General features: G+C 67.9%; 17 protein-coding genes and 1 riboswitch. Of the genes, 12 read left to right on the top strand and 5 right to left on the bottom strand.

Annotated features, from left to right (window positions below; all coding sequences use genetic code 11):
• Positions 1–197 precede the first annotated feature (197 nt).
• Together AC3IPM_RS00900 and trmL are read left to right on the top strand one after the other, a co-directional pair.
• Positions 198–680 carry an XAC0231 family protein gene (locus tag AC3IPM_RS00900; protein ID WP_489302054.1) on the top strand — a complete coding sequence of 161 codons (483 nt, stop codon included), beginning with the start codon at positions 198–200 and terminating at the stop codon, positions 678–680.
• Between the two features lie 43 nt (positions 681–723).
• A complete protein-coding gene (gene trmL / locus AC3IPM_RS00895) occupies positions 724–1,200 on the top strand; it encodes a tRNA (uridine(34)/cytosine(34)/5-carboxymethylaminomethyluridine(34)-2'-O)-methyltransferase TrmL (protein ID WP_489302053.1) in 477 nt (158 codons plus the stop codon).
• A 39-nt stretch (positions 1,201–1,239) separates the two neighbouring features.
• Here the strand turns inward: trmL and AC3IPM_RS00890 are convergent, their stop codons facing one another.
• Positions 1,240–2,403, bottom strand: coding sequence for an acyl-CoA dehydrogenase family protein (locus tag AC3IPM_RS00890; protein WP_489302052.1), 1,164 nt, complete (start codon positions 2,401–2,403; stop codon positions 1,240–1,242).
• 112 nt (positions 2,404–2,515) lie between these two features.
• Here AC3IPM_RS00890 and AC3IPM_RS00885 point away from each other — a divergent pair, with 112 nt between their 5' ends.
• The 3 genes from AC3IPM_RS00885 to AC3IPM_RS00875 all read left to right on the top strand — a co-directional run bounded on the left by AC3IPM_RS00885 (position 2,516) and on the right by AC3IPM_RS00875 (position 5,316).
• Positions 2,516–3,022, top strand: coding sequence for a GNAT family N-acetyltransferase (locus tag AC3IPM_RS00885; protein WP_489303982.1), 507 nt, complete (start codon positions 2,516–2,518; stop codon positions 3,020–3,022).
• Between the two features lie 240 nt (positions 3,023–3,262).
• On the top strand, positions 3,263–4,939 hold the full coding sequence (locus AC3IPM_RS00880) for an electron transfer flavoprotein-ubiquinone oxidoreductase (protein WP_489302051.1): 1,677 nt from the start codon (positions 3,263–3,265) through the stop codon (positions 4,937–4,939).
• Positions 4,939–5,316: a c-type cytochrome gene (locus tag AC3IPM_RS00875; protein WP_489302050.1), complete on the top strand. Its 378-nt coding sequence runs from the start codon at positions 4,939–4,941 to the stop codon at positions 5,314–5,316. Before AC3IPM_RS00880 ends, AC3IPM_RS00875 begins: the two co-directional genes overlap by 1 nt.
• A gap of 1 nt (position 5,317) precedes the next feature.
• Here AC3IPM_RS00875 and AC3IPM_RS00870 read toward each other — a convergent pair whose 3' ends face one another.
• Positions 5,318–8,908, bottom strand: coding sequence for an ATP-binding protein (locus AC3IPM_RS00870; RefSeq protein ID WP_489302049.1), 3,591 nt, complete (start codon positions 8,906–8,908; stop codon positions 5,318–5,320).
• A 78-nt stretch (positions 8,909–8,986) separates the two neighbouring features.
• Between AC3IPM_RS00870 and AC3IPM_RS00865 the strand changes: the two genes are divergently transcribed.
• The 7 genes from AC3IPM_RS00865 to pnuC all read left to right on the top strand — a co-directional run bounded on the left by AC3IPM_RS00865 (position 8,987) and on the right by pnuC (position 17,880).
• On the top strand, positions 8,987–9,625 hold the full coding sequence (locus AC3IPM_RS00865) for a response regulator (RefSeq protein WP_489302048.1): 639 nt from the start codon (positions 8,987–8,989) through the stop codon (positions 9,623–9,625).
• Positions 9,626–9,826: 201 nt separating this feature from the next.
• Positions 9,827–10,750 carry a hypothetical protein gene (locus AC3IPM_RS00860; RefSeq protein WP_489302047.1) on the top strand — a complete coding sequence of 308 codons (924 nt, stop codon included), beginning with the start codon at positions 9,827–9,829 and terminating at the stop codon, positions 10,748–10,750.
• Positions 10,751–10,852: 102 nt separating this feature from the next.
• Positions 10,853–12,886: an XVIPCD domain-containing protein gene (locus AC3IPM_RS00855; RefSeq protein WP_489302046.1), complete on the top strand. Its 2,034-nt coding sequence runs from the start codon at positions 10,853–10,855 to the stop codon at positions 12,884–12,886.
• Between the two features lie 395 nt (positions 12,887–13,281).
• Complete coding sequence (locus AC3IPM_RS00850; protein WP_489302045.1) at positions 13,282–13,704, top strand: glycine zipper 2TM domain-containing protein; 423 nt, start codon at positions 13,282–13,284, stop codon at positions 13,702–13,704.
• A gap of 81 nt (positions 13,705–13,785) precedes the next feature.
• Complete coding sequence (locus AC3IPM_RS00845; RefSeq protein WP_489302044.1) at positions 13,786–14,922, top strand: phosphotransferase enzyme family protein; 1,137 nt, start codon at positions 13,786–13,788, stop codon at positions 14,920–14,922.
• Positions 14,923–14,961: 39 nt separating this feature from the next.
• Positions 14,962–15,056: riboswitch (TPP riboswitch) on the top strand.
• A 65-nt stretch (positions 15,057–15,121) separates the two neighbouring features.
• Positions 15,122–17,287: a TonB-dependent siderophore receptor gene (locus tag AC3IPM_RS00840; RefSeq protein WP_489302043.1), complete on the top strand. Its 2,166-nt coding sequence runs from the start codon at positions 15,122–15,124 to the stop codon at positions 17,285–17,287.
• A complete protein-coding gene (gene pnuC / locus AC3IPM_RS00835) occupies positions 17,284–17,880 on the top strand; it encodes a nicotinamide riboside transporter PnuC (protein WP_489302042.1) in 597 nt (198 codons plus the stop codon). Before AC3IPM_RS00840 ends, pnuC begins: the two co-directional genes overlap by 4 nt.
• A 10-nt stretch (positions 17,881–17,890) precedes the next feature.
• On the opposite strand, the gene AC3IPM_RS00830 is transcribed toward pnuC, so the two are convergent.
• From AC3IPM_RS00830 to AC3IPM_RS00820, 3 genes are read right to left on the bottom strand one after another with little or no spacing between them, the layout of a single operon-like run.
• Positions 17,891–18,820 carry a carboxylesterase family protein gene (locus AC3IPM_RS00830; protein ID WP_489302041.1) on the bottom strand — a complete coding sequence of 310 codons (930 nt, stop codon included), beginning with the start codon at positions 18,818–18,820 and terminating at the stop codon, positions 17,891–17,893.
• A gap of 57 nt (positions 18,821–18,877) precedes the next feature.
• A complete protein-coding gene (locus AC3IPM_RS00825) occupies positions 18,878–21,049 on the bottom strand; it encodes a phosphocholine-specific phospholipase C (RefSeq protein WP_489302040.1) in 2,172 nt (723 codons plus the stop codon).
• The gene (locus tag AC3IPM_RS00820) at positions 21,046–23,406 is read right to left on the bottom strand and encodes a TonB-dependent receptor (RefSeq protein WP_489302039.1); all 2,361 of its coding nucleotides are present in this window, start codon (positions 23,404–23,406) and stop codon (positions 21,046–21,048) included. The genes AC3IPM_RS00825 and AC3IPM_RS00820 overlap by 4 nt, the downstream gene beginning before the upstream one ends.
• Between the last annotated feature and the right edge of the window lie 82 nt (positions 23,407–23,488).

Genomic DNA, 23,488 nt, shown 5'->3' with positions numbered 1-23,488 from the left:
GTAAAAACCCTTTTAAATCAACGATTAAAAGTTGGCACGAAGCCTGCTTGGTACTGGGCGTGGCAAAGCAGCGAACCAAGCAAATATGACTGGACGCTGAACAAAAGCAGGAAAGTGCAAATTGTTCTTGCAAGCCAGAAACTGGTGTACTACCTTACTACCACACCACTGCCCACCAACACTAAACAGGACTCGCCATGAACACCAAGATCATCGCCATCGCCATCGCCCTCGCCGCCGGCACCGCGTTTGCTTCCAACGTGCATGCCGCTTCCGCCATCCCGACCCTGGACACCGTCCAGGTCCGCCCCTCCGCTGACCAGCTGGCCCAGGCCGATGTCGAGCGCAACAGCGCCATCCCGACCCTGGCCGTGGTTGAAGTCCGCCCGGGCGCCGGCATGATTGCCGACTACCGCACCGAGCTGGCTGGCAGCAACCGCGTCACCACCCTGGCCGCCGTGCAGGTCCGCCCGACCGCCGAACAGGTCCAGACGCTGGTTGCCGAACAGGCCAATGACCGCGGCTACGTTGCCACCCTGGCCGCCACCGCCACCGCGGTTGCCGCCTCGGCCGCACGTGAAGTGATCATCAACCTGCCGGCCCTGCAGGTGCGTCCGTCGCCGTCGGATCTGCAGGCCCTGGCCCTGGAAACCGCTGCCCAGGTGCTGGTTCGCCAGTAAACCGTCGCTGCGGGTGACCGCAGCCACGGCGTAAACTGGTGCGATGACCGCACCCACGTTCCACGTCATTCTGTTTCAACCCGAGATCCCGCCGAACACCGGCAATGTGATCCGGCTTTGTGCCAATACCGGTGCGCGGCTGCACCTGATCGAGCCGCTCGGTTTCGACCTGAGCGACAAGCAGCTCAAGCGCGCCGGCCTGGACTACCACGAATATGCGCGGCTGCAGGTACATCCAGATCTGGATACCGCCCTGCAGGCCATTGCACCCAAGCGCCTGTTCGCGCTCAGCACCCGCGGCAGCGTGCGCTACGACACCCCGCAGTTTGACGATGGCGATGCGTTCCTGTTCGGCCCGGAAACCCGCGGCCTGCCCCAGGACGTGCTCGATGCCCTGCCTGATGGCCGTCGCCTGCGCCTGCCGATGCAACCGGACAACCGCAGCCTCAACCTGTCCAACACCGTCGCGGTGGTGATGTACGAGGCCTGGCGGCAGAACGGGTTCGCCGGGTCGGCGTAGCACCGGGCCACTGGCCCGGCGACCTGTAACCGGTGACCTTCAGAACGCGTTGATACCGGTCAGCTCGCGCCCGATCACCAGCTGGTGCACGGTCTCGGTGCCCTCATAGGTGATCACCGACTCCAGGTTCAGCGCATGCCGGATCGCCACATGTTCGGTGGTGATGCCGGCGCCGCCGAGCAGATCGCGGCATTCGCGGGCAATGTCGATCGCCATCCGGCAGTTGTTCCACTTGGCCAGGCTGACCTGCTGCGGATGCAGCTGCCCGGCATCCTTGAGCCGGCCCAGCTGCAAGGCCAGCAACTGCGCGGTGGTGATCCGCCGCGCCATGTCGGCCAGCTTGATCTGCGCGCTCTGCGTGGCCGCCACCGGACGGCCGAACAGCACCCGCTGCTTGGTGTACCCCAGCGCTTCGTCCAGGCACGCCACCGCCGCACCGATCGGGCCCCAGCTGATGCCGTAGCGGGCCTGGTTGAGGCAGCCCAGCGGGCCTTTGAGGCCCTGCACGTTGGGCAGGCGGTTGCGATCGGGCACGCGCACGTTGTCGAAGAACAGCGCGCCGGTCAGCGACGCGCGCAGGCTCATCTTGTGCTTGATTTCCTGCGTGGTGAAACCGGGCATGCCCTTTTCCAGCACGAAGCCCTGGATGCCATCGTCGGTATGCGCCCAGATGATGGCGATATCGGCGACCGGGCCACTGGTGATCCACATCTTGCTGCCATTGACCAGCCAGTCGCCGCCATCGCGCACGGCACGGGTCTTCATCGCGGCCGGGTCCGAGCCGCCATGCGCCTCGGTCAGGCCGAAGCAGCCGACCACCTTGCCGGCGGCCATGTCCGGCAGCCAGCGCTGGCGCTGCTCCTCGCTGCCGTAGGCAAAGATCGGGTACATGCACAGCGAGCTCTGCACCGACACGAAGCTGCGCAGGCCCGAATCGCCGCGTTCCAGCTCCTGGCAGATCAGGCCGTAGCTGACCGCGTTGAGCCCACCCCCGCCGTACTGCTCGGGCAGGCTGGAGCCGAGCAGGCCCAGCGCGGCGATCTCGGCCACCAGCTCGTCCGGGAAGCGCCCCTGGTCGAACGCATCGCCGATGATCGGCAGCACGCGTTCATCGGTAAAGCGCGCCACCGTGGCCTGCACGGCACGTTCTTCGTCGCTGAGCAGGGCGCGGACATCAAACAGGTCGTACGGATTGAGTGACATGGGTTTCCGGGATCGTGGCGATGGAACAGGCCTCCATTGTGGTGCCTGCCCCGCCACCGGCCAAGGCACGCCGCAGCACGGCCTACACTGGGCACCTGGCGCCGTACAGGACATCCCCATGCAGATCCGCGACGAACGACCCGGTGATACCGCCGCCATCCACGCCCTCACCCGCGCGGCGTTCCTGGATGCACCGCACAGCAGCCATACCGAGCAGTTCATCGTCGATGCGCTGCGTGCCGCCGATGCGTTGTCGGTCTCGCTGGTGGCCGAGGATGCCCGCGGGATCGTCGGCCACATCGCGCTGTCGCCGGTCACGCTCAGCGATGGCAGCGCGCAGTGGTACGGGCTGGGCCCGATTTCGGTGGCGCCGGCGCAGCAGCACCAGGGCATCGGCAGCGCGCTGATGCATGCCGCGATCGACGCACTCCAGCAACGCGCCGCCGCCGGCTGCGTGGTGCTGGGCGACCCGGCCTACTACGGTCGCTTCGGCTTCGAGGCCGACCCGCGGCTGCGTCTGCCCGGCATTCCGGCCGAATACTTCCAGGCACGCCGGTTGCGCGGCGACAGCCCGGACGCCGACGTGCGCTACCACGCCGCGTTCGATGCCAGCGCCTGAGCGTGGCAACGCCATACGCCAGTTGATGCACGCGAATTGACGCGGCGCAGCAATGTGCACCACGACACCGCCTTCGCGTCTGCCACGCACGGGTCGCCAACGTCGGCGATCTAGGCGGAAACGCCGCGTCCCGTTACCCTGACGGTCTGATCGAGCAGTTTCGCCGTGCCTCCACGCGCGATTCCCAGGCAACCGCCGCCCGCCTCGGCTTGCGGCACTACCCAAGAGTTACGCATTCCCATGAGCGAAGAGACCACCGCCCTGCCCCCGCGTGAAGCCATGGAATTCGACGTGGTGATCGTCGGTGCCGGCCCGGCCGGCCTGGCCACGGCCATCCGGCTGCGCCAGCGCGCCATCGAGGCCGGCCGCGAACTGTCCGTATGCGTGCTGGAGAAGGGCTCCGAGCCCGGCGCCCACATCCTGTCCGGCGCGATCATGGACCCGCGCGCCTTGAACGAGCTGTTCCCGGACTGGGCCGAACGCGGCGCCCCGTTGAAGCAGCAGGTCACCCGCGACGAGTTCCTGTTCCTGGGCCCGGACAGCGCGCGCACCACGCCGCATGCGCTGCTGCCGGAGTGCTTCCACAACGACGGCAACTACATCATCAGCCTGGGCGAAGTGACCCGCTGGCTGGCCCAGCAGGCCGAAGCGCTGGAGGTGTCGATCTTCCCCGGCTTTGCCGCTGCCGAAGTGCTGTACGACGACACCGGCGCGGTGATGGGCGTGGCCACCGGCGACATGGGCATCCGCAAGGATGGCTCGCACGGCCCGAATTTCGAACGCGGCATGGAACTGCACGCCAAGTACACGATCTTCGCCGAAGGCTCGCGGGGCCACCTTGGCCGCCAGCTGATCGCGCGCTACCAGCTCGATGCCGGCAAGGACCCGCAGGCCTATGGCCTGGGCATCAAGGAACTGTGGCAGATCGATCCGGCCAGACATGAGCCGGGCCTGGTCGTGCACAGCGCCGGCTGGCCGCTGGACAACGACACCTACGGCGGTGCGTTCCTGTACCACGCCGAAGGCGGCAAGGTGTCGATCGGCTTCGTGGTCGGGCTGGACTACAAGAACCCGTGGCTGAGCCCGTTCGAGGAGTTCCAGCGCTTCAAGACCCACCCGGCGATCCGCAAGCACCTGGAAGGCGGCAAGCGCATCGCCTACGGCGCGCGCACCATCACCGCCGGTGGCCTGTTGTCGCTGCCCAAGACGGTGTTCCCGGGCGGTGCGCTGGTGGGCTGCGAAGCGGGCTATCTCAACGTCAGCCGCATCAAGGGCAGCCACGCCGCGATCAAGACCGGCATGCTGGCCGCCGATGCCGCCTTCGACGCGCTCGCCGCCGATCGCCAGCGCGATGAACTCAGCGCCTATCCGGTGGCGTTCGAGAACAGCTGGCTGCACGACGAGCTCAAGCAGTCCAAGAACTTCAAGCAGTGGTTCAAGAAGGGCCGCAACGTGGCCACGCTGATGACCGGCATCGAGCAGTGGCTGCTGCCCAAGCTGGGCATCCGCAACCCGCCGTGGACATTGCGCCACAGCACCCCGGACCATGCCTGCCTGGAACCGGCGGCCAAGCACCCGAAGATCGTGTACCCCAAGCCGGACAACGTGCTGACCTTCGACCGGCTCAGCTCGGTGTTCCTGAGCAGCACCAACCACGATGAAGACCAGCCCAGCCACCTGACCCTGAAAGATCCGAGCGTGCCGGTGCGGGTCAACCTGGCCGAGTACGCCGGCCCGGAAGCGCGCTACTGCCCGGCCGGGGTGTACGAGTTCGTCGGTGCCGAGGGACAGCAGCAGCTGCAGATCAACGCGCAGAACTGCGTGCACTGCAAAACCTGCGACATCAAGGACCCGACCCAGAACATCGTCTGGGTCACCCCGCAGGGCGGTGGCGGCCCGAACTACCCGGCGATGTGATGCGCCGGGTCGGGATTGTCCTGTGCTGCCTGTGGCTGGCGGCCTGTGCGCGTGCGCCACAGACCGCCGAGCAGGTGCACCAGCAGCAGTTGCAGCGCGCGTTCTCGATCTGTGCCGGTTGCCACACGGTCACGCCCGGTGGCGTGCACCGCTTCGGTCCCAACCTGCATGGCGTGATCGGCCGCCGCGCCGGCAGCCTGGCCGATTACCCCTACTCCACAGCCATGCGCGACGCCGACATCGTCTGGACCGAACAGACCCTGGATGCGTTCCTGCGCGCGCCCTCGGCGCAGGTGCCGGGAACGCGCATGGTCAATGCCACCGTCGACCCGGAACGCCGCCGCCAGGTGATCGAGTACCTGCAGCAGCAGCGCTGAGTCAGTCCGCGCGCAGCGAGCCCAGGTACGCCTGCAGCTGCGCTTCGAATGCCGCCAGCGCCGCCGTGCAGGCATCCACGCCGCGCACCTCCACCGCCAGCATCAGCTCCCTGGCCTCGGTCGCCAGCGCGTCGGCACCCAACGTGCCAAGTCCGCCGACGATGCGGTGCAGGACCTCCACCGCCGCCTCGCTGTCGCCCTGCTCGCGCGCGGCCTGGCCACGCCGCAGGTCTTCGTCGGTGGTACTGCGCATGCTGTCGATGAGTACGTCGGCAACGTGTTCGGACCCAAAGCGGCGCACGATCGCCGCCCGGGTCGGGGGCACGGCAGACGCTGCGGCGACCGCGGTTGGCACCACCGCGGCCGCTGCCTGCAGATCACCGCCGGGCAACCAGCGCAGCATGGTCTGGCGCAGCGTGGCCAACGCTACCGGCTTGACCAGCAGGTCATCCATGCCGGCTTCGCGGCACCGCTGTGCATCTTCGGCCAGCGCGCTGGCGGTCAGCGCGATCACCGGCATGCGCGGCGCGCCGGAGTCCAGCTCGTGCTCGCGGATGCGACGGGTCAACGCATAACCGTCCATCACCGGCATGCGGCAGTCGGTGATCACCAGGTCGAAGCGCTCCTGCTGCAACATCGCCAGCGCCGCCTCGCCCTGCTCGGCCAGCTCATGCGGCAAGCCCAACTGCTGCAGCCGCCAGCGCATCAACGCCTGGTTGGTCGGGTGATCCTCCACCACCAGCACCCGCCGCTGCGCCTGGCCCGGCGGCAGCGCCGCGTCGGCCGCATCGGTGGGCGAGGTCGGCGGCTCCTCGCCGGGCACCACCGGCAGCGTCAGGTGCACCACCACCTGCGTGCCTGCGCCGGGCGTGCTGTCCATGTCCAGCTTGCCGCGCATCAAGCCGATCAGGCGCTGGCAGATGCTCAGGCCCAGCCCGGTGCCGCCGTACTGTCGGCTGATCGCCGCATCGGCCTGCGCGAACGGCTGGAACAGGCGCTCGCGCTGCTCGTCGGAAATGCCGATGCCGGTATCGGCGACGGTCAAGCGCAGCTGCTGCGCGCTGTCATCGCCTTCTTCGAGTTGCAGCGTGATGCTCACCGCGCCTTTCTGGGTGAACTTGATGGCATTGCTGAGCAGGTTGAATACGATCTGGCGCAGGCGCATCCCGTCCACCAGATGCAGCGGCGCCACCGCCGGGTCCACGTCCAGGCTCAGTTCCAGGCCCTTGCCCGAGGCCTGCGGCGACAGCAGCTGCTGCACGTTGTCAAGCAGGCTGCGCAGCGCCACCGGCTGCGGTTGCAGCGATACCCCACCGGCTTCGATCCGCGAGTAGTCCAGGATGTCATCCAGGATCTGTCGCAGCATCTGCGCCGAATCCTCGATCACCCCGATCACGCGCCGCTGCTCGCCATCCAGCGGGGTGTGCGAGAGCACTTCGAGCATGCCCAGCACCCCGCTCATCGGCGTGCGGATTTCATGGCTCATGGTGGCCAGGAATTCGGCCTTGGCCGCCGCCGCGCGTTCGGCCACCGCCTTGGCTTCGACCAGCGCATCGGCCTGTGCGCGCGCTTCGGTGACATCCACCCAGTAGCCGCTCCACAACACCGCGCCATCCTCGGCGGCATAGGGCAGCGCACACGAGCGGATCCAGCGCAGCACGCCATGCGGACTGGTGCGGAACTCCATGTCCAAGGCGTCGAACCCGGCCGCCGCGCGCTCCAGTTCATCACCGATACGCTCACGGTCGCGCGGATCCACCTGCGCCATGACCTGTGCTTCGTCGGCCATCGCATCGGCCGCGCTCACGCCGAACATCGCGTCCATGTCACCGGCGATATACGGGAAGGACATCGCCCCATCACTGCCGCGACGCGCCTGGTAGACGATGGCCGGCAGGTTGTCGGTAACCTCGGCCAGGCGCTGCTCGAGCTGCCGCCGCATCGCCACTTCCCGACGCAGGCGCAGATGGCCCCAGCCATGCACCAATATCCCCGTCAGCAGCACCAATGCCAGCGGCACCGCCCAGCGCGCGACCGTGCGCCAGTCCAATCCGCTGCGGTATTCGGCTGAAAGCCAGTCGCTGCGGATGGCCTCATGCTCACGCGGGGTCAGATTGACCAGCACGCGATCGAACGTCGTCGCCAGCGGTGCATAGGGCCGCCGTACCGCCAACGACAGGTTGTCGCTGAAACCCGCCGGTGCGGCCACCTGCAGCTGCGCGGGGTACTGATCGCGCACGATGCGGTCGATCATCGCCAGGTTGCCGATGTAGACATCGGCATCGCCCTTGGCCAGCCGCGCCAGCGCCTGTTCGGTACTGCGCGCCGGCACGATGCGCGCGTTCGGTGCGCGTTGCAGCACGTAGCCGCGCAACCGGTCCGGATCGGACAGCAGCACGGTGCGCCGGTCCAGGTCGGCCAGGCCGAGGATCGAGGGCCCACCGCTGGCCGTCACGATGACGTTGGGCACGCTGATGAAGGGCTGGCTGAACACCCAGTCCGCGCCCAGGTAGTTGGAGTCGTTGGGAATGCCCATGATCGCGTCGACGTCGCCGCGTCGCATCTGCTCGCGCACCTCGAACCAGTCGTGCGCGGGCACCTGCACCAACTTGGCACCCACCATGCGCAGCTGCCGCAGGTAGTCGCCGGCCACGCCGCTGGGCTGGCCATCGGCGTCGATGAACGCCAACGGTGCCGCATTGGGTGCGAAGCCCAGCCGCAGCGGCGTGGCCAGCACCCGCTTCTCGGCGCTGTCCAGAATCAGCCGTGAGCGGCCTGACCATTGCAACGTGGGCAACCAGCGCCGCTCGATCATCTCGCGCTCGGCCGGAGTCACCGCCGCCAGCGCCGCATCCAGTGCCTCGGCGAGCGGCTGTTGTGCATTGGGCACACCGAAATGCAGGCGTTCCGGCGGTAGGTCGCTGGGGCGCAGCAGGGTCACCTGGGTCATGCCGTGCTGGCCGATCAGGTGGCTGGCAACGTAGGCGTTGCCGATGTACACATCCGAATCCCCGCGCCCCAGCATCGACAGCGCAGTCATCGTGTTGGCCGCCACCACCCGGCGTGCCTGCGGAAAACGGGTACGCACCTGCTCGCTGGTCACGAACTCGCGCTCGGTGACCACGCGCAGGTCATGCAGGTCCGGATCGGTCGAGCTGCGGACATCGTTCTGGCGTGCCACCAGCGCCAGCGGCGCTTCCGCATACGGCCCGGTGTAGACCATGCAGCGGGTGCGGTCGGAGGTCAGGGTGATGTTCATCACCACGTCCACCTCGCCCCGGCACGCGGCATCGATCACCTCGCCCCAGGTGCGGTACATGCGCACGTCCACTTTCAGGCCCAGCCGCTGGGCCAGCACGCTCAGGTAGTCGTAGCCCAGTCCCGCCGGCTTGCCGTCCTGCAGCGACTCGAACGGCGGCCAGCCGCTGTCGTACATGCCAAGGATGATGGTAGGGTTTCGGCCAAGCCATTCCGTCTGGCGGGGCGAAAGCGACAGCGCTGCGCTGGAGATGGCAGGAGCGGCGGCCGCCGATGCGGCCAACATCAGGGCCATACTCCACATGACCAGCCAGCGGACACCCCAGGTACGCATGCCGTCCGATCTCCGTAAAATGCAGTCCCCACCACGGCACGGCCCGAACCGCGGCTGCCTCTCAGGCCATACTAGTCCATGACCCTGCGCATTATCATCGCCGACGACCACCCGGTCGTGCGGATCGGCACCAAGGCGGTGATCGAAGCCAGCGGCGTTGGCGTGGTGGTGGCCGAGGCCAGTACCGCCGATGAGCTGCTCAAGGCGTTGACCTCGCAACCCTGCGACATTCTGGTCACCGACTACTCCATGCCCGGCAGCCAGCAGGCCGATGGCTTTGCCATGATCGGCATGATCCGGCGCCGCTTCCCGGACCTGCCGGTGCTGATGCTGAGTGTGTCCAACAACCTGGCGATCCTGCGCATGGTGGTCTCCACCGGTGTGCTCGGCCTGGTCGACAAGACCTCCTCGATGGAAGAACTGCCGCTGGCGATCCAGACCGTGCAGCGTGGCCTGCCGTATGTGAGCCGCACGCTGAAGGAACGCATCGACGCAATCGGCACGCAGAGCGTGGATGACACCGGCACCAAGCCGTTATCGCCGCGTGAAGTGGAAGTGCTGCGCCTGCTCGGCAGCGGCCTGACCGTGAAGGAAATCGCCCTGCAGCTGCACAAGAGCGTGAGCACGATCAGCCGGCAGAAGGGCGATGCCATGCTCAAGCTGGGCCTGAAGGGCGACGCCGAACTGTTCGACTACCTGCGCGACGGGGAAATCTGAGACCCAGTTCACGGTCGGGGCGGGCATCGACCGGTGCCCCCCTGTGATAGGCGTCGCGGATATGCCATCATCGCCGCCGATGGGCTCCTCTATGCGAGGTCGAAGGAATCGACCGGCCCATCACAACGCCCCCCGCGTGTCGGTTACGGGGCGTCTACTGTGCCGTGGCTTACGGCACCCGCAGAATCCATGGAGAGGCGCATGTTTCCCCCCCTGAAGTCCAGCCTGAGCAAGGCCTGCCTGCGCATGACGCTGGCCGTTGCGCTTGTTTCGCTGCTGGCTGCCTGCAGCCCCTCGACTCCTACCGCCGCGTCACCCCAGGGCGCCCCGGCGCCACGACAGGATGTTGCCCCGATGCAGAACACCCCGACTCCCGCCGCCGCCACGCCGCCCGATGCGGGCAGCGTGCTGTATTTCATCTACCAGGTCGACGGCGACGGTGCCACCTCCTATGAAGTGGCCAATGGCAGCGTGGCGACCTTCTGGTTCGGTCATGCCTTCGAACTGGCCGGCACCCGCTACTACACCGGTTTCGCCTGGAACACGCCCAACAAATACGGCAAGCCCGGCGAAGACGAGGCCGGCCCGACCACCCAGGTCACCCTCACCGAGGCCACCTTCACCCTGACCGGCACCACGCCGAACCGGCCGTGGGTGTTCAAGGGCATGGAGCGTGACATCGGCAGCATCGGTGCCTACGGCACTGCCGCGCAGATCGACGACAAGCGCAAGCCGGTGGAGTACCGCACCCCGGCCGGCAAGCTGCTGCTGGCCGTGCCGACCACCAGCGTCGATGCCGGTTCCAGCATCGATGGCTATGCGCTGCTGCTGTTCAACCCGCACTACGAACAGGAAAAGGACGACGACCGCGTCTGGGCGTTCCTGGGTTCGGTGGTGACCGGCGAGGACAACGCGGCGGCCTGCGACGGCGGCGCGGTGATGCCGTGCATCGGCAGCGACGGCGTGCTGGCCTTCAGCGACGCCCCGGGCAGCGACCTGCCGCGCATCAACATCCAGCGCAGTGGCACCACCTTCTCCGGCCCGGACCAGACCCGTGCACTGGGCGAGGCCGACACCGCGCACTACGCCTACGATCCGGCAACCCGGGCGTACGCCAAGCAGTAAGCAGCACGCAGGACCTGTTGACCGACATGTTGAAGACTCATGGATGAGTCCGGTTGGCGTAATGCGGCAAAGGCCGCTCCATCAACCCCAGAGGAAGACGTCATGGCACAACGTGACTACAGCAAAAAGGAAGTTCTCGACATCATCGAGCAGGTCGCGCAGCGCAAGGGCATCCCGGCCGAGGATTTCCTGCGCTTTGCCCACATCGAAACCGGCGGCGGCTTCGACGAGCGCGCACACAACAAGACCACCGACGCACGCGGCCTGTTCCAGTTCCTGCCGTCCTCGGCGCAGCGCTACGGCCTGACCGGGCATGAGTTCGATCCGACCCGCAACACCGAGGCGGCCGCGGACATGTTCACCCGCAACCTGGCGGACATGCAGAAGCGCCATGACCGTACCGGGCACCCGTATCTGTCCGGCGAAGACAAGCCCACCGGGCTGGACCTGTACCTGGCCCACCAGCAGGGCGAGGCCGGTTACGGCTCGATCCAGACCGCGATCGCGACCGGCACGTTCGGCGTGGTGCGCGACCGCCACGGCGACCCGATCGACATGCGCCCGCGGATCATGGCGCAGATCGGCAGCGACGTTGAAAAGCTGACCGGCCATACCCGCGCCGAGATGCGCACGATGAACGACCACGACCTGGCCAGCAGCTTCGCCCAGTACTACGACCGCAAGTACGATGCGATCAGCATTCCGGAAAAGAACATCGCCCCGCTGACGGAAGCGCAGGCACGCCCCGCGCCCGTGCAGAGCGTGACGCCGCCGGCACAGACCGCGGCCGTCGCTGCAGGCGCCGCCACCGTGGCGGCCACCGCGGCCACTACCGCCGCGGCCGCCGCGAACCCGGACACGCCCGGCATCCGCCTGGATGCGGCCTACAACGCCGGCGTGAAATACGACGACGTTCGCTACGCGATCAACATCCCGTCCAGCTCGCTTTACCAGGGCAAGGGCATCACCGGCAAGAACGTCGAGCAGGGCTTCATCGACTGCTCGGGCTGGGTCGGTGAGCTGCAGAACCGCACCCAGGACGAGATCAACGGCAAAGCCGGCCACGACGTGTTCAGCGCGGCCGACAAGATCAAACTGGGCTACGCCGGCTCGGGCACGATCGTGCACAACGCCTACAAGGAATCCGGCGTGCTGCTCGATCGTGCCGGCATCATGAAGCCGGGTGCGCTGCAGGAAGGCATGGTCATCGGCCTGGATACGGCCAAGACCAAGCACGAACACTGGAACGGCATCGACCACATCGTGATGGTGGTGCGCGACCCGAACACCGACAAGCTGTTGATCAGCCAGTCCTCGGGCAGCAAGGGCGTGCACACCATGCCGGTGGAGGATTACCTCAAGCAGGTCGAGAGCCACCCGAACTGGAAGGTCTTCGCCTCCGATCCGCTGTCCAAGGCGCGCAACCTGCTGGAAAGCCACACCCAGGACCGCGTGCAGGGCCAGGCCCCCTCCACCCCGAACCACGATGCCGCAGGCAAGCAGGGCCACGTCCAGGCGGAAGCCAGCGGTGGCGTGCACAAGCTGGGCGCGGACAACGAGCAGGTGCGCAAGGCACAGGAGCACCTGGGCTGGCTGGGCTACGTCGGCGCCGACGGCAAGCCGTTGTACGAAGACGGCAAGCTCGGCCGGAACACCGAAGCGGCCGTGCGCCAGTTCCAGCGCGACAACGGCCTGGACGCCGATGGCGTGATCGGTCCCAAGACCACCTCGGCGATGCTCGATGCGCGCGAGCGCCCGCTGCTCAACGATGCGCGTCACCCGCAGCACCCGATGTACAACCAGGCGCTGAAGGGCATGGAAGGCCTGCCGGCCGGCACCTTCAAGGACCGTCCTGCACTGGAGGCCGCGGCCGCCGCACTGACCCACGATGCCAAGGCCGCCGGCCTGAGCCGCATCGATTCAGTCGTGCAGAGCACCAACGGCGAGCGCGTGTTCGCCGTGCAGGGCCAGCCCAACGACCCGGCGATGCACCGCGCCGCGATGGACCTCAAGGAACCCACCGAACGCAGCATGGCCCACAGCAGTGGCGCCGTGCAGGGCGCACCGAATGTTCTGCAGCAGCAGAACCCGCAGCAGGAGCAGGAGCAACAGACCCAGCGCTCAATGAACCACTGAGTCGAACGGGCAGGACGCCCACCGGGCAGGGAGCCCACTGAAAAGGCCGTGCATCGCACGGCCTTTTCTTTGGTTCGCAACATCTTGCACGGCGCTGTCTTCGTTCTGGGTGTGAGGCGAGCGTTGGGGCCCCGTTGGCCGCAGGCCGGCGCCGGGGGACATTCGCGCGCATGGGCATCAGGCCCCGCGCCCCAGCCCTCTGCACCGCGCGGCCTTACACGGAGAAGCACCGTTCCTTTTGCAATTCAGGGCTCAGACAGGTGATTTTCAGCGCCGCTTCATGCCGATTGCCGCTAGATGAATGCGCACCTCGGGTGGCGCCGCGCGGCAATGTTCCGACAATGTTCGGGCGCCAGCGTGGTATCCGTGGCAAGCACCTCACTGGAGAACCGCACATGTTCAATCTATCCGCACTCAGCCTCCGTGGACTGGCGATGGCCCTGGCCCTCACCGCAGGTGTGGCCGTCGTCGGCGATGCCAGCGCCCTGTCCAAAAAGGACAAGCGCACCGTGGTCGGTGCGGTGGTGGGCGGTGTGGCCGGCCACCTGCTCTCCAATGGCGACCCGGCAGCGACTGTCGGCGGCGCGGTGGCCGGTGGCGCCATCGGCAACCTGACCACACGCGACAACCGCGATCATCGCTATGACCGCCGTTACGACCAGCGCTACAACCAGCGTTATGACCAACGGTACGACCAGCGCTATGACCGCCGCTACGGCTACGACCGTGGCTATGACCGCCGCAATCAGCGCAGCCGCTGGGAACACCAGCAACGCGAACGTCGCGACTGGGATCGTCGCCAGGGCCGCGGCTGGTAAACGCGCAGGGCCTGCAGGCTGACCGGGGCGCGGAGTACCATGCTCGGCTTCGCGCCCCGCCCGCCCTGCACCGCACCTGCCATGACCCACACCGACCACCACGTCCAGGGCCTCAACAACGACGCCGTGGCGGCCGACTGGCCGGCAATCAGCGCTGCGGAAATCACCTGGTTGCGCGGCCGCTTCCCACAGCTGCAGGGCGACGGCGAGGTGCGTTGGCACAGCCCGCGCCCGCTGTCCGCCGCGGCTATCGTGGAAGGCGCGGGGCAACCGGTCTTCATCAAGCGGCACCATTACAGCGTGCGCACCGCGGCGGTGCTCAACGAAGAACATCGGCTGATCGAGCACCTCGCTGCCGCGGGCGTGCCGGTGGTCGGGCTGCTACGCGACGCCGGTGGCGCCACGGCGGTCGAACACGCCGGCTGGACCTATGAACTGCATACCGTCGGGGTCGGCCAGGACCTGTACCGCGATGCGCCGTCGTGGACGCCGCTGGACGATGTCGCACAGGCGCTGGAGGCCGGCCGGATGCTCGCCTCCCTGCACCGCGCCACCGCCAGCCATCCGGTGGCCCAGCGCAGCACGCACATCCTGGTGGCACGCGACGACCTGATCCGCAGTGCCGATCCAATCGCCCATCTGCAGCGCGACCTGGCGGATCGGCCGGGCCTGGCCGACTACCTGGCGCACACGCCCTGGCAGGACGAGCTCAAGCGCACGGTGCTGCCCTGGCATGCCGGTATGGCCGAGCGTCTGCAGGCCGAGCCGGCGCTGTGGGCGCACAACGACTGGCATGTCTCCAACCTGCTCTGGCAGCCCCACGATGGCGCGATGCAGGTCAGCACCGTCCTCGACTTCGGCCTGGCCTCGCCCACCAGCGCCCTGTTCGACCTGGCCACGGCCATCGAACGCAACGCGATCGCCTGGCTGCAGCTCGAACGCGGTGCGCAGGCGGTGCACCTGGACATCGCACTGGCCCTGCTCGACGGCTACCGGCAGGTGCTGCCGCTGTCGGCCGGGCGTGTGCACCTGATGGCCGACCTGCTGCCGCTGGTCCACGTCGACTTCGCGCTGTCGGAAGTCGAGTATTTCCAAGGTGTTACCGGCTCCACCGCGAACGCCGACGTGGCCTACCACACCTTCCTGCTGGGGCATGCCGCGTGGTTCGCCAGCACCGAGGGGCGGCGCCTGCTCGAGGCCCTGCACGCCGCCGCCTGAGCCTGCACGGGCAAATCCGTACCATTTGTGGTGAAATAGCCTTTGAAGCGGGGGTGCCTGGATTGCCAGGCTGAGAGAGTCCCTTGGAACCTGATCCGGTTTGCACCGGCGTAGGGAGCTTTGAGCAGTGGGCGCACCGCATCGGCGGTCTGCGCGCGTTCGCCGTCGCTTCGTCTCCCCATCGCTGATGACGAATCGCATGAACCGCTGCTATCGAACCTCGCTGTTGACCGCCGCCCTGTGCGCCGCCCTGCCGCTGCACGCCGCCGCCGCAGAAGCCGACGACCGCTCCCCGACCGAACTTGCCGCTGTCCGCGTGCAGGCACGCCAGCCTGCTGCGGACGCCGTTGCGTCGGGCAGCTTCGGCGCCGGCGACTGGAAAAGCACGCCGGCCTCGATGAACGTGCTCGATCGCGCGGTACTGGACCGCCTGCAGGTGCGCACCCTGTCCGAGCTGGCCCGCAGCGATGCCTCGCTGGGCGATGCCTATGCGCCGGTGGGCTATTACCAGAACATCGCGATCCGCGGCTTTGCGCTCGACCCGGGTACCGGCTATCGCTTCAACGGCCTGGCCATCACCGGTGAGCAGCGCCTGGCGCTGGAGAACGTGGAGCGGGTGGAGATCCTCAAGGGCGAGGCCGGTCTGGCGGCCGGGGTGATGGCACCGGGCGGCATCATCAACTACGTCGGCAAGCGGCCGGCGCAGGTGCGCAACGTCACCTTGGGCACCGACGCGGAAGGCTCGCGCTATGCCGCCGTGGACGTGGGCCACTGGCTGACGCCGCGCGTCGGGGTGCGCTTCAACGCGGCCTGGGAAGACACCGATTCGTATGTCGACCACGCCGATGGTCGGCGCAATTTCTACGCGCTGGCCACCGACTGGCTGATCGGCGAGCGCGGCAAACTGGAAGTGGATGCCAACTACCAGACCAGCGCGCAGCGTTCGGTGTCCGGCTACCAGCTGCTGGGGGCTTCGCAGCTGCCGCGTGGGGTGGACCGCACGCGCATGCTCGGCTACCAGCCGTGGCAGCAGCCGGTCGGCATCCAAAGCACCAACCTCACCGCGCTGCATACCTACGACTTCAACGCCGACTGGCAGTCGCGCGTGTCGGTGAGCCACAGCCGCTCGGTGATCGATGACAACGTCGCCTTCGCCTACGGTTGCTACTACGCCGCGCAGTGCGCCGATGGCAGCGTGCCGGGCAACTACTTCGCGCCCAACGGCGACTACGACGTCTACGACTACCGCAGCCCCGACGACACGCGCCGCAACCAGGAAGCGCGCGCGGAACTGCGCGGGGCGTTCGCCACCGGTCGCATCGGCCACCAGCTGACGCTGGGCGTGGATGGGTTCCGACGCACCGTGGACAAGCGCCAGAACGTCAACGAGTACGTGGGCACGGCCAACATCGCCGACCCGCGGTTGCCGGTGTTCGCGCCGTCGCCGAAGCTGCCCGGTGCCTCGGCACGGCGCCTGGACAGCCGGCAGACGGCGGTGTTCGCTCTGGACCGGATCAGCTTCGGTACGGACTGGGAATGGCTGGCCGGCGGCCGCTACGTGCGCCTGGACGAACGTGCCTACGACAAGCGCGGCACCCCGCAGCGGCACAGCCGCCTGTCGCGCTTCCTGCCGCAGACCGCGCTGGTCTGGAAGGCCACCGACGAGATCAGCGCGTACGCCAGCTACGTGCGCGGCATCGCGCTGGGCCAGGAGGCGCCGTTCTGGACCTCCAATGCCGACACCTTCCTGCCGCCGGTGGAATCGCGCCAGCTCGAGGTCGGCATCAAGTACGCCTCGGCCACGGCGCTGACCCTGGGCGCGGCGGTGTTCCGCACCAGCCAACCCTGGCAGTTCGCCCAGCCCGACGGCAGCGATGCCGGTTACACCTTCGTCCAAGCCGGCACCCAGACCCACACCGGGTTGGAGCTGACCGCCAACGGCCACCTCACCGAGCGCCTGGACATCACCGCCAGCGCGGCCCTGCTGCAGGCCCGCGCACGCGATGCCGGCACGCCGACCTACGAGGGCCACCAGCTGGTCAACGTGCCCAAGGCGCGTGCCAGCGTGCAGTTGAATTACCAGCTGCCGTTCGTGCCCGGTCTGGGCGTCAGCGGCGCGTGGCGCTATGCGGCCTCCAACGTGGCCACCGCCGATGGGCGGGTGCGTGCACCGCGCTACCAGGTGGTCGATGCCGGCGTGGTCTTCCAGCACACGCTGCGCGATCACGCGGTGCGTTGGAACCTGTCGGTGGACAACGTGTTCAACCGTTTCTACTGGCGCGATACCGGCAGCAGCTTCGGTGACTACTACCTGTTCCCGGGTGCACCGCGCCAGGCGCGCCTGTCGGTGAACGTGGCGCTATGAACGGCGCTGCGCTGCTGGAATGGTCGGCGGTTGCCTTCAGCATCCTGGGCGTGTGGCTGATGGCGCAACGGCGGATGCTGGCCTGGCCGGTGGGCCTGGTCGCCGTTGCGCTGTACACGCTGGTATTCGCCGAAACCCGGCTGTACTCCGATGCCCTGCTGCAGGTCGCCTTCGCCGGCTTCCTGGTCTACGGCTGGCGCAGTTGGCGCCAGCACGCGCACCAGGACGGGCAGATCATCATCGTGGTGCTGCCACGGCGGCAGCTGCTGCGCGACCTCGGTGTGGGGCTGGTGTTCGGCATCGCGCTCGGCGCGGCCATGCACAGCTTCACCGATGCCGCGCTGCCGTGGCTGGATGCGATGCTGGCCGCGCTGAGCCTGGTGGCACAGTGGTGGCAGGCACGCCGACACACCGCGGCCTGGTGGCTGTGGATCGTGGTCGACATCGTGTACGTCGGCATGTACCTGGTGAAGTCGCTCAACGTCACCGCCGGGCTTTATCTGGTCTTCGTCGGTCTGGCGGTGATGGGGCTTCGTGCATGGACCGCGGCAGGCCGGGCCGGCGTAGCGTTTGCCGACGAACAGCCGCGCTGAAGGCGGCGCTTCAGCGACCGCAATGGACCGGATCGGGGTACGCGTGCGCGCTGCCTTGGTGTGCCTGCGCGCCCGGCCCGTGCGTGGCACGGCGCTGCTGGAACAGCCAGTCGCGCCACGCGTGTCCCGGCTGGATATCGTCCGGCAGCTGATGGGCAAGGCCGGTGTACTCGCGGAACCGGATGTGGCCGGCCCCGGCCGTTTGCAGGGCGGCAAAGAAGCGCCGGTCGGCGGTGATCGGGTTTTCCAGATCGGCATCGCCGTGCATGATCAGCAGCGGAAGATCGCGCAACGCGGCCGCATGCGCATCGCACGGTGCGATACCGGAGATCGGCACGCTGGCCGCGAACAGCGCCGGGTCCAGGATCGGCGCCCACCAGGCCGCCGATCCGCCCATCGAGAAGCCCACCGTATAGACCCGGCCGGTATCCACCGGGTGCGCGGCGGCGAATGACCTGGCCAGTTCCAGCGCCGCCTTCAATGCTGGCGCGGCATCGGAGGCCTGGTCGGGCGCTGCCGGTCCGTAGTTGGCGCTCCGGATCGGGAACTGCGGAACCAGCACATAGGTCGGATGGCGCTCGCGTACCGCCGGCAGTGCCCAGCTTTTTGCCAGGCGGTCGAGCTGGCTGAGGTTGTCGGTGCCGATTCCGCCGGACCCGTGGAACTGGAGCACCAGCGGATAGCGTTTCCCGGCCTCGACCGTGGGCGGGCGCAACAGGCGATACGGCAGCACGCTGCCATCGGACGCGATGAAACGGCCCGTCTCGAAGCTACCGGTATCGACCGACGCTACCGCGTCCTTCGGCAGCGCGGCGATGCCCGCAATCCGCTCATGTACCGCATGCCCCCGCGCGCATCCGCCGAGCAGCAGGCAGACCGCCAAAGCAGCAATCCGTCGTCTACGTGCGCGTGCGAAAGCCGTGGTGATCGTGTCTGTCATGCCGCAATTCTAGACGCCGATCCGCGCGGGACAGCGCGCGGCCGCTACGGGATTTTCTTATGACTCCTGCTTGCCCAGGTTGTCGTTGTCGTCCAGCAGCAGGCGCATTCCCTCGGTGCCCATCGCCGGATCGGTGCAGCCCGGTCGGCCATCTTCGACACGACCGGCCAGGCGCTGCGATCCGCCGGGATAGCTCAGTATCAGGTCATACCACCCCTGGGTAGGCACGGCATCCCAGCCCAGCTCGGTGCGCTGGCCCGGTGCCAGCGTGATCTGACGCGCCGGCATCGACGCGGCGTACGCACCCGCAGCCAGCGTGACCAGCACCGTAGTCGCGGCAGGGTTGTACAGCTGCAGGCGCAGCCCGGCAGCACTGCGATCAACGCTGGCTTCAAGTGCGGCTTCCGCGTTCGCATCGCCGCGATAGTGGCGGTGGAAGCCATTCGGGCCGAGCAGCCACAGGTCATAGCCCTGCTGTGCATGCAGCGGCCAATGCCCCTCCAGCGGCGCGCCCGGCAGCAGCGTGTAGCGGCGCGGGACGGCGTCCAGCTGCAGCCGGTCGTAGACATGCAGCACCGCCGGCGCTCCCTCACAGCCCAGGCGCAGGCGCACGCCACGCTGTTGCGCATCCACCACCAGCGTTGCGTGAGGGCGGTACGGCAGCGCGCGTGCCGGACGCACGCCCGGTTCCTGCTGCGCGGGTACTAGGCCGTCGGGCAGTACCGGGACGGTGCGCCCCGGCAACGCCGCCGCGCGTGCGGCCCGCTCGGCCGTGGCCGGCAGGCTGGCGATGAAAGGACGTGCATCGGAATGCGAAAAATCGAAGGCGCCGGTGAGGTCGCCGCACACCGCGCGTCGCCATGGCGACAGGTCCGGTGCGGCGACACCGAAGCGACGCTCGATCAGGCGGATCACCGAGGTGTGGTCGTAGACCTGCGAATCGACCCAGCCACCGCGGCTCCACGGCGAGATCACGTACAGCGGCACCCGCGGGCCCAAACCATACGGGCGACCACGCAGATCGAGCGGATCCTGTTTCTCGTTGCCCGGCGAAGGCTGCCGGTGGTACTCGCCGTCGGTGGCCACCGCCGAGGCACCGGCCCATCCCCCTGCCACGCTGGGGTCCGGTGAGGGCGGTGCCGGCGGTGGTACGTGATCGAAGAAGCCATCGTTCTCGTCGAACATCAGCAGCAGCGCGGTGCGGCTCCACACCTGTGGGTCGGCGGTCAGCGCATCCAGCACGCGTGCGGTATAGGCCGCGCCCTGGGCCGGGCTGGACGGCCCCGGATGCTCGCTGCCGGCCGCGTCGGCGATGATGAAGCTGACCTGCGGCAATTCGCCCTTGAGCACGTCCTCGCGCAACTGGGCCAGCCCACGCGTGCTGACCCCGCGCTCGCGCAGTGCCGCATCGTGGCCCGGCGCGGCACGCCACGCGCGGCGAAACGGTTCGAACCCGGCCAGCGGGTTGTCGGTGAAGTTGTCGGCCATGTCCTGGTAGATGCGCCAGTCCACGCCAGCGCGCTGCAGGCGCTCGACATAGGTGGTCCAGGTGTAGGAATCGGGATGGCCGCCCAGCTCGGGGAAGTTGTCGTGCGAGTTGGCCACCGCCGGGCCACCGCCACGTGCGTGCGGATCGTTGTGCCCGGTCCACAGGAACAGGCGGTTGGGATTGGTGCCGGCCTGCATCGCGCAGTGGTAGGCATCGCACACGGTGAAGGCTTCGGCCAGGGCGAACTGGAACGGCAGGTCATCGCGACGGTAGTAGCCCATCGCATGGTCCTGCTTGGCCGCTGGCCACTGGCCCATGCGGCCGTGGTCCCAGGCCCGCTGCGCATCGGGCCAGGTGTGCGGGGTGCCTTCCACGCGCATGTAGCCGAAGTGCGCGGCGGTATCCAGCGGGAACGGCATGATGCTGCGGGTGCCCGCGGCATCGGGCTGCAGCCACAGCGTTCGCCGCGGTTGGCCCGGCCCCAGCGGCGCGGCCGGGGCCACGAAGCGGTCACCGAAGCCGCGCACCCCGGGCAGCGTGCCGAAGTAGTGGTCGAAGGAACGGTTTTCCTGCATCAGCACCACGATGTGCTGGATGTCCTCCAGGCTGTGGCTGCGCGCGTACGGCGCGATGGCCGCCGCGCGCGCGATGCTCGGCAGCAGCGCACTGATGCCACCGGCCAACCCGGCCTGCAGCAGCCGGCGGCGTCCCCCATCCAGCGCCACCGGCCCCAGCGTCACAGGTCGACCCGCACCGAGAAACCGACCGTGCGCGGCGCGCCGATGAAGGCCGAGTCACGCCCGTCCACACCAGCCAGATAGCGGCGATCGGTCAGGTTGTTCACCACGATGCTGGCGCCCACGCCCTTGAGCTTCGGCGACAGGCTCTGCAGGTCGAAGCCGATGTTGGCGTTGAACACGGTGGCCGAGGGCAGGCGGTTGTTGTTGGAAGCGTCCAGATAGCGCTCGCCGAGGTAGCGGCCGGACAGCCCGACGTTCCAGCTGTCGCCCTGCCAATCGGCCGACATCACCAGCACATGCCGCGGCTGCCCGATCACCTGGGCGCCATCGACGATGCGCAGTTCGGCATCGCGTGCGGCATTGCCACTGCCCAGGTACTTGGAGCGGTTGTAGGTGTAGGCACCGTTGATCCGCCAGCCGTTGTCCCAGCCGTAACCCAGCGCGGCTTCCAGGCCGGTGCTTTCCACCCCGCCGAAGTTCTCGTACACGCCGTCGGTCTCATCCAGGTAGTCGATACCCTCGGCCAGGCGCGCCGGCAGGTACACGATGCGGTTGTCGAACTTGATGTTGTACAAGGTCAGCGAGCCGGTCAATGGCCAGCGGCTCACGCGCAGGCCCAGCTCGATGTTGTCGGCGGTTTCCGGCTCGACCCGGGCGAAGCGCTGCGCATCGGTTTCGCCGAGCACGCCGGACGGAATCGCAGCGAAATTCTGCGAGTAGCCGGCGAACAGCTCCAGCCCCTCGACCGGCAACGTCCAGGTACCACCGGCCGAGATCAACGGGTCGGACTTCGAATCCGAACGCACGTTCTCGGCCGCACCGATCACGCGGTTGCGCTTCTGGTCCACGAAGAACTGCTTGATGCCCAGGCGAGCGCTGAACGGGCCGAAGCGGGCAACATCCTCGATGTAGTACATCTGCTCGCTGGTCTTGTAGCGGTCTTCGAACTGCACCCAGTACGGCTGGTGATCGAAGCTGATGTCGGTGCCCACGTTGAGCAGGCGATGCCAGTCACGACGCACGCTGCGCTTGTACTCCTCCACCCACACGCCCGCACGCACGGTGTTGTCCACCTCGCCCAGCGTCTGCTTCCACTCCACGTCGCCGGTGAAGCCGGCGCGGTCGTTGTCGTAGTGCGAATGACGGTAGGACTGCACGCCCTGCGCACCGGCCGGGTAGCAGTTCGGGTCGTACTCGGCGGAGAAACCGGCCCGCGGCGTGCAGCCGGCGCGCATCTGTGCGGCGCTGCCATCGGGATTGACGAAGTAGAACTGGCCCAGCGCGCTGCCGCCATAGACCGTGCTGCCGCCCAGGTATTCCGACTCGGGCCTGCCCACGCCGTCCGCGCGGGCCTGCACCAGGTACGGCGGCAGCCAGTCGCCGCGCCCCTTCATACCGTGCGCGTAGCCGGTCAGCGAGGCCTTGAAGCCGTTGCCGGCATCGAAGGCGCCGCGCAGGTAGCCGAACGTATTCTCACGCAGCGCGCGCGAACCGGAGCGGAAGTTCTGGTCCAGGTAGGGGATGCCGGTCAGGGTGCCGGTCAATCCATCACGCTCGGGGTTGGTGGCAAAGGCGGCGGGACTCACGCTGGTGTACTCCGGCTCATCGGCATCGTTGTACGACGCATAACCACTGAGTGTCCAGCGCGCCAGTTCAGTGACGAACTTGGCCGCGATGTGGTCGTTGCTGACATGGCCGCTGCCATCGATCCAGTCGTTCACCCGCGCCGACGACGCGCTGACCCAGGCACGGGTATTACCGCCGAGCAGACCGGTGTCGTAGCGCACGTAGTACTTGCGCATGTCGTTGTCGCCACCGCCGACCACCATGCGCAGGCGGCGCTCGGCGAGGGGATCGCTGGTGAGGAAGTTCAGCGTGCCGCCCAGCGCCTCGTTGGAGCGCGAGGAGATGTCCGCGGTGCCCTGGCTGACTTCCACCGTCTCCAGGTCCAGAGTGTCGATGTAACGGTTGGCCAGCGAACCGCCACCGTAGCCGGAGCCGCCATTGGGCAGGCCATCGATGGTGGTGCCGATCTGCTGGGTATCGCGGTTGGTGACGAAGCCGCGCATGCTGATCTGGGTGCCCCATACCGACGAGCCGGTGGCATCGGCCTCGCTGACCACCACGCCGGGCAGTTCATTGAGCGCGTTGTTGACGCTGCTCAGGATCTGCTGGCGGTTGAGCGTTTCCTGGCTGACCGTGGTCTTGGCGTAGCTGGTGGCCTGGCCGATGACCTGCACCTGGTCGAGCGTGCGCGCCTCATCGGCGGGCGCGGGTTCGGCCGCCATGGCCTGCACGGCGGAGCTGAGCAGCAGGGCGAGCAGCGAAATTCGGGGGCAGTGGCCAGTGGCGGGCATCGGTCAGGAGGGGTAGTGGAGGACCGGCGGAGTATTGGTATCCCCGGTGACTTCCCCATGACATCGGCCTTGCAGCACGGAT

This window comes from Stenotrophomonas sp. GL_111, from assembly GCF_057835245.1.
Note: the sequence above shows the minus strand (reverse complement) of the source record. Positions and strands in the feature narration are given on the sequence as shown.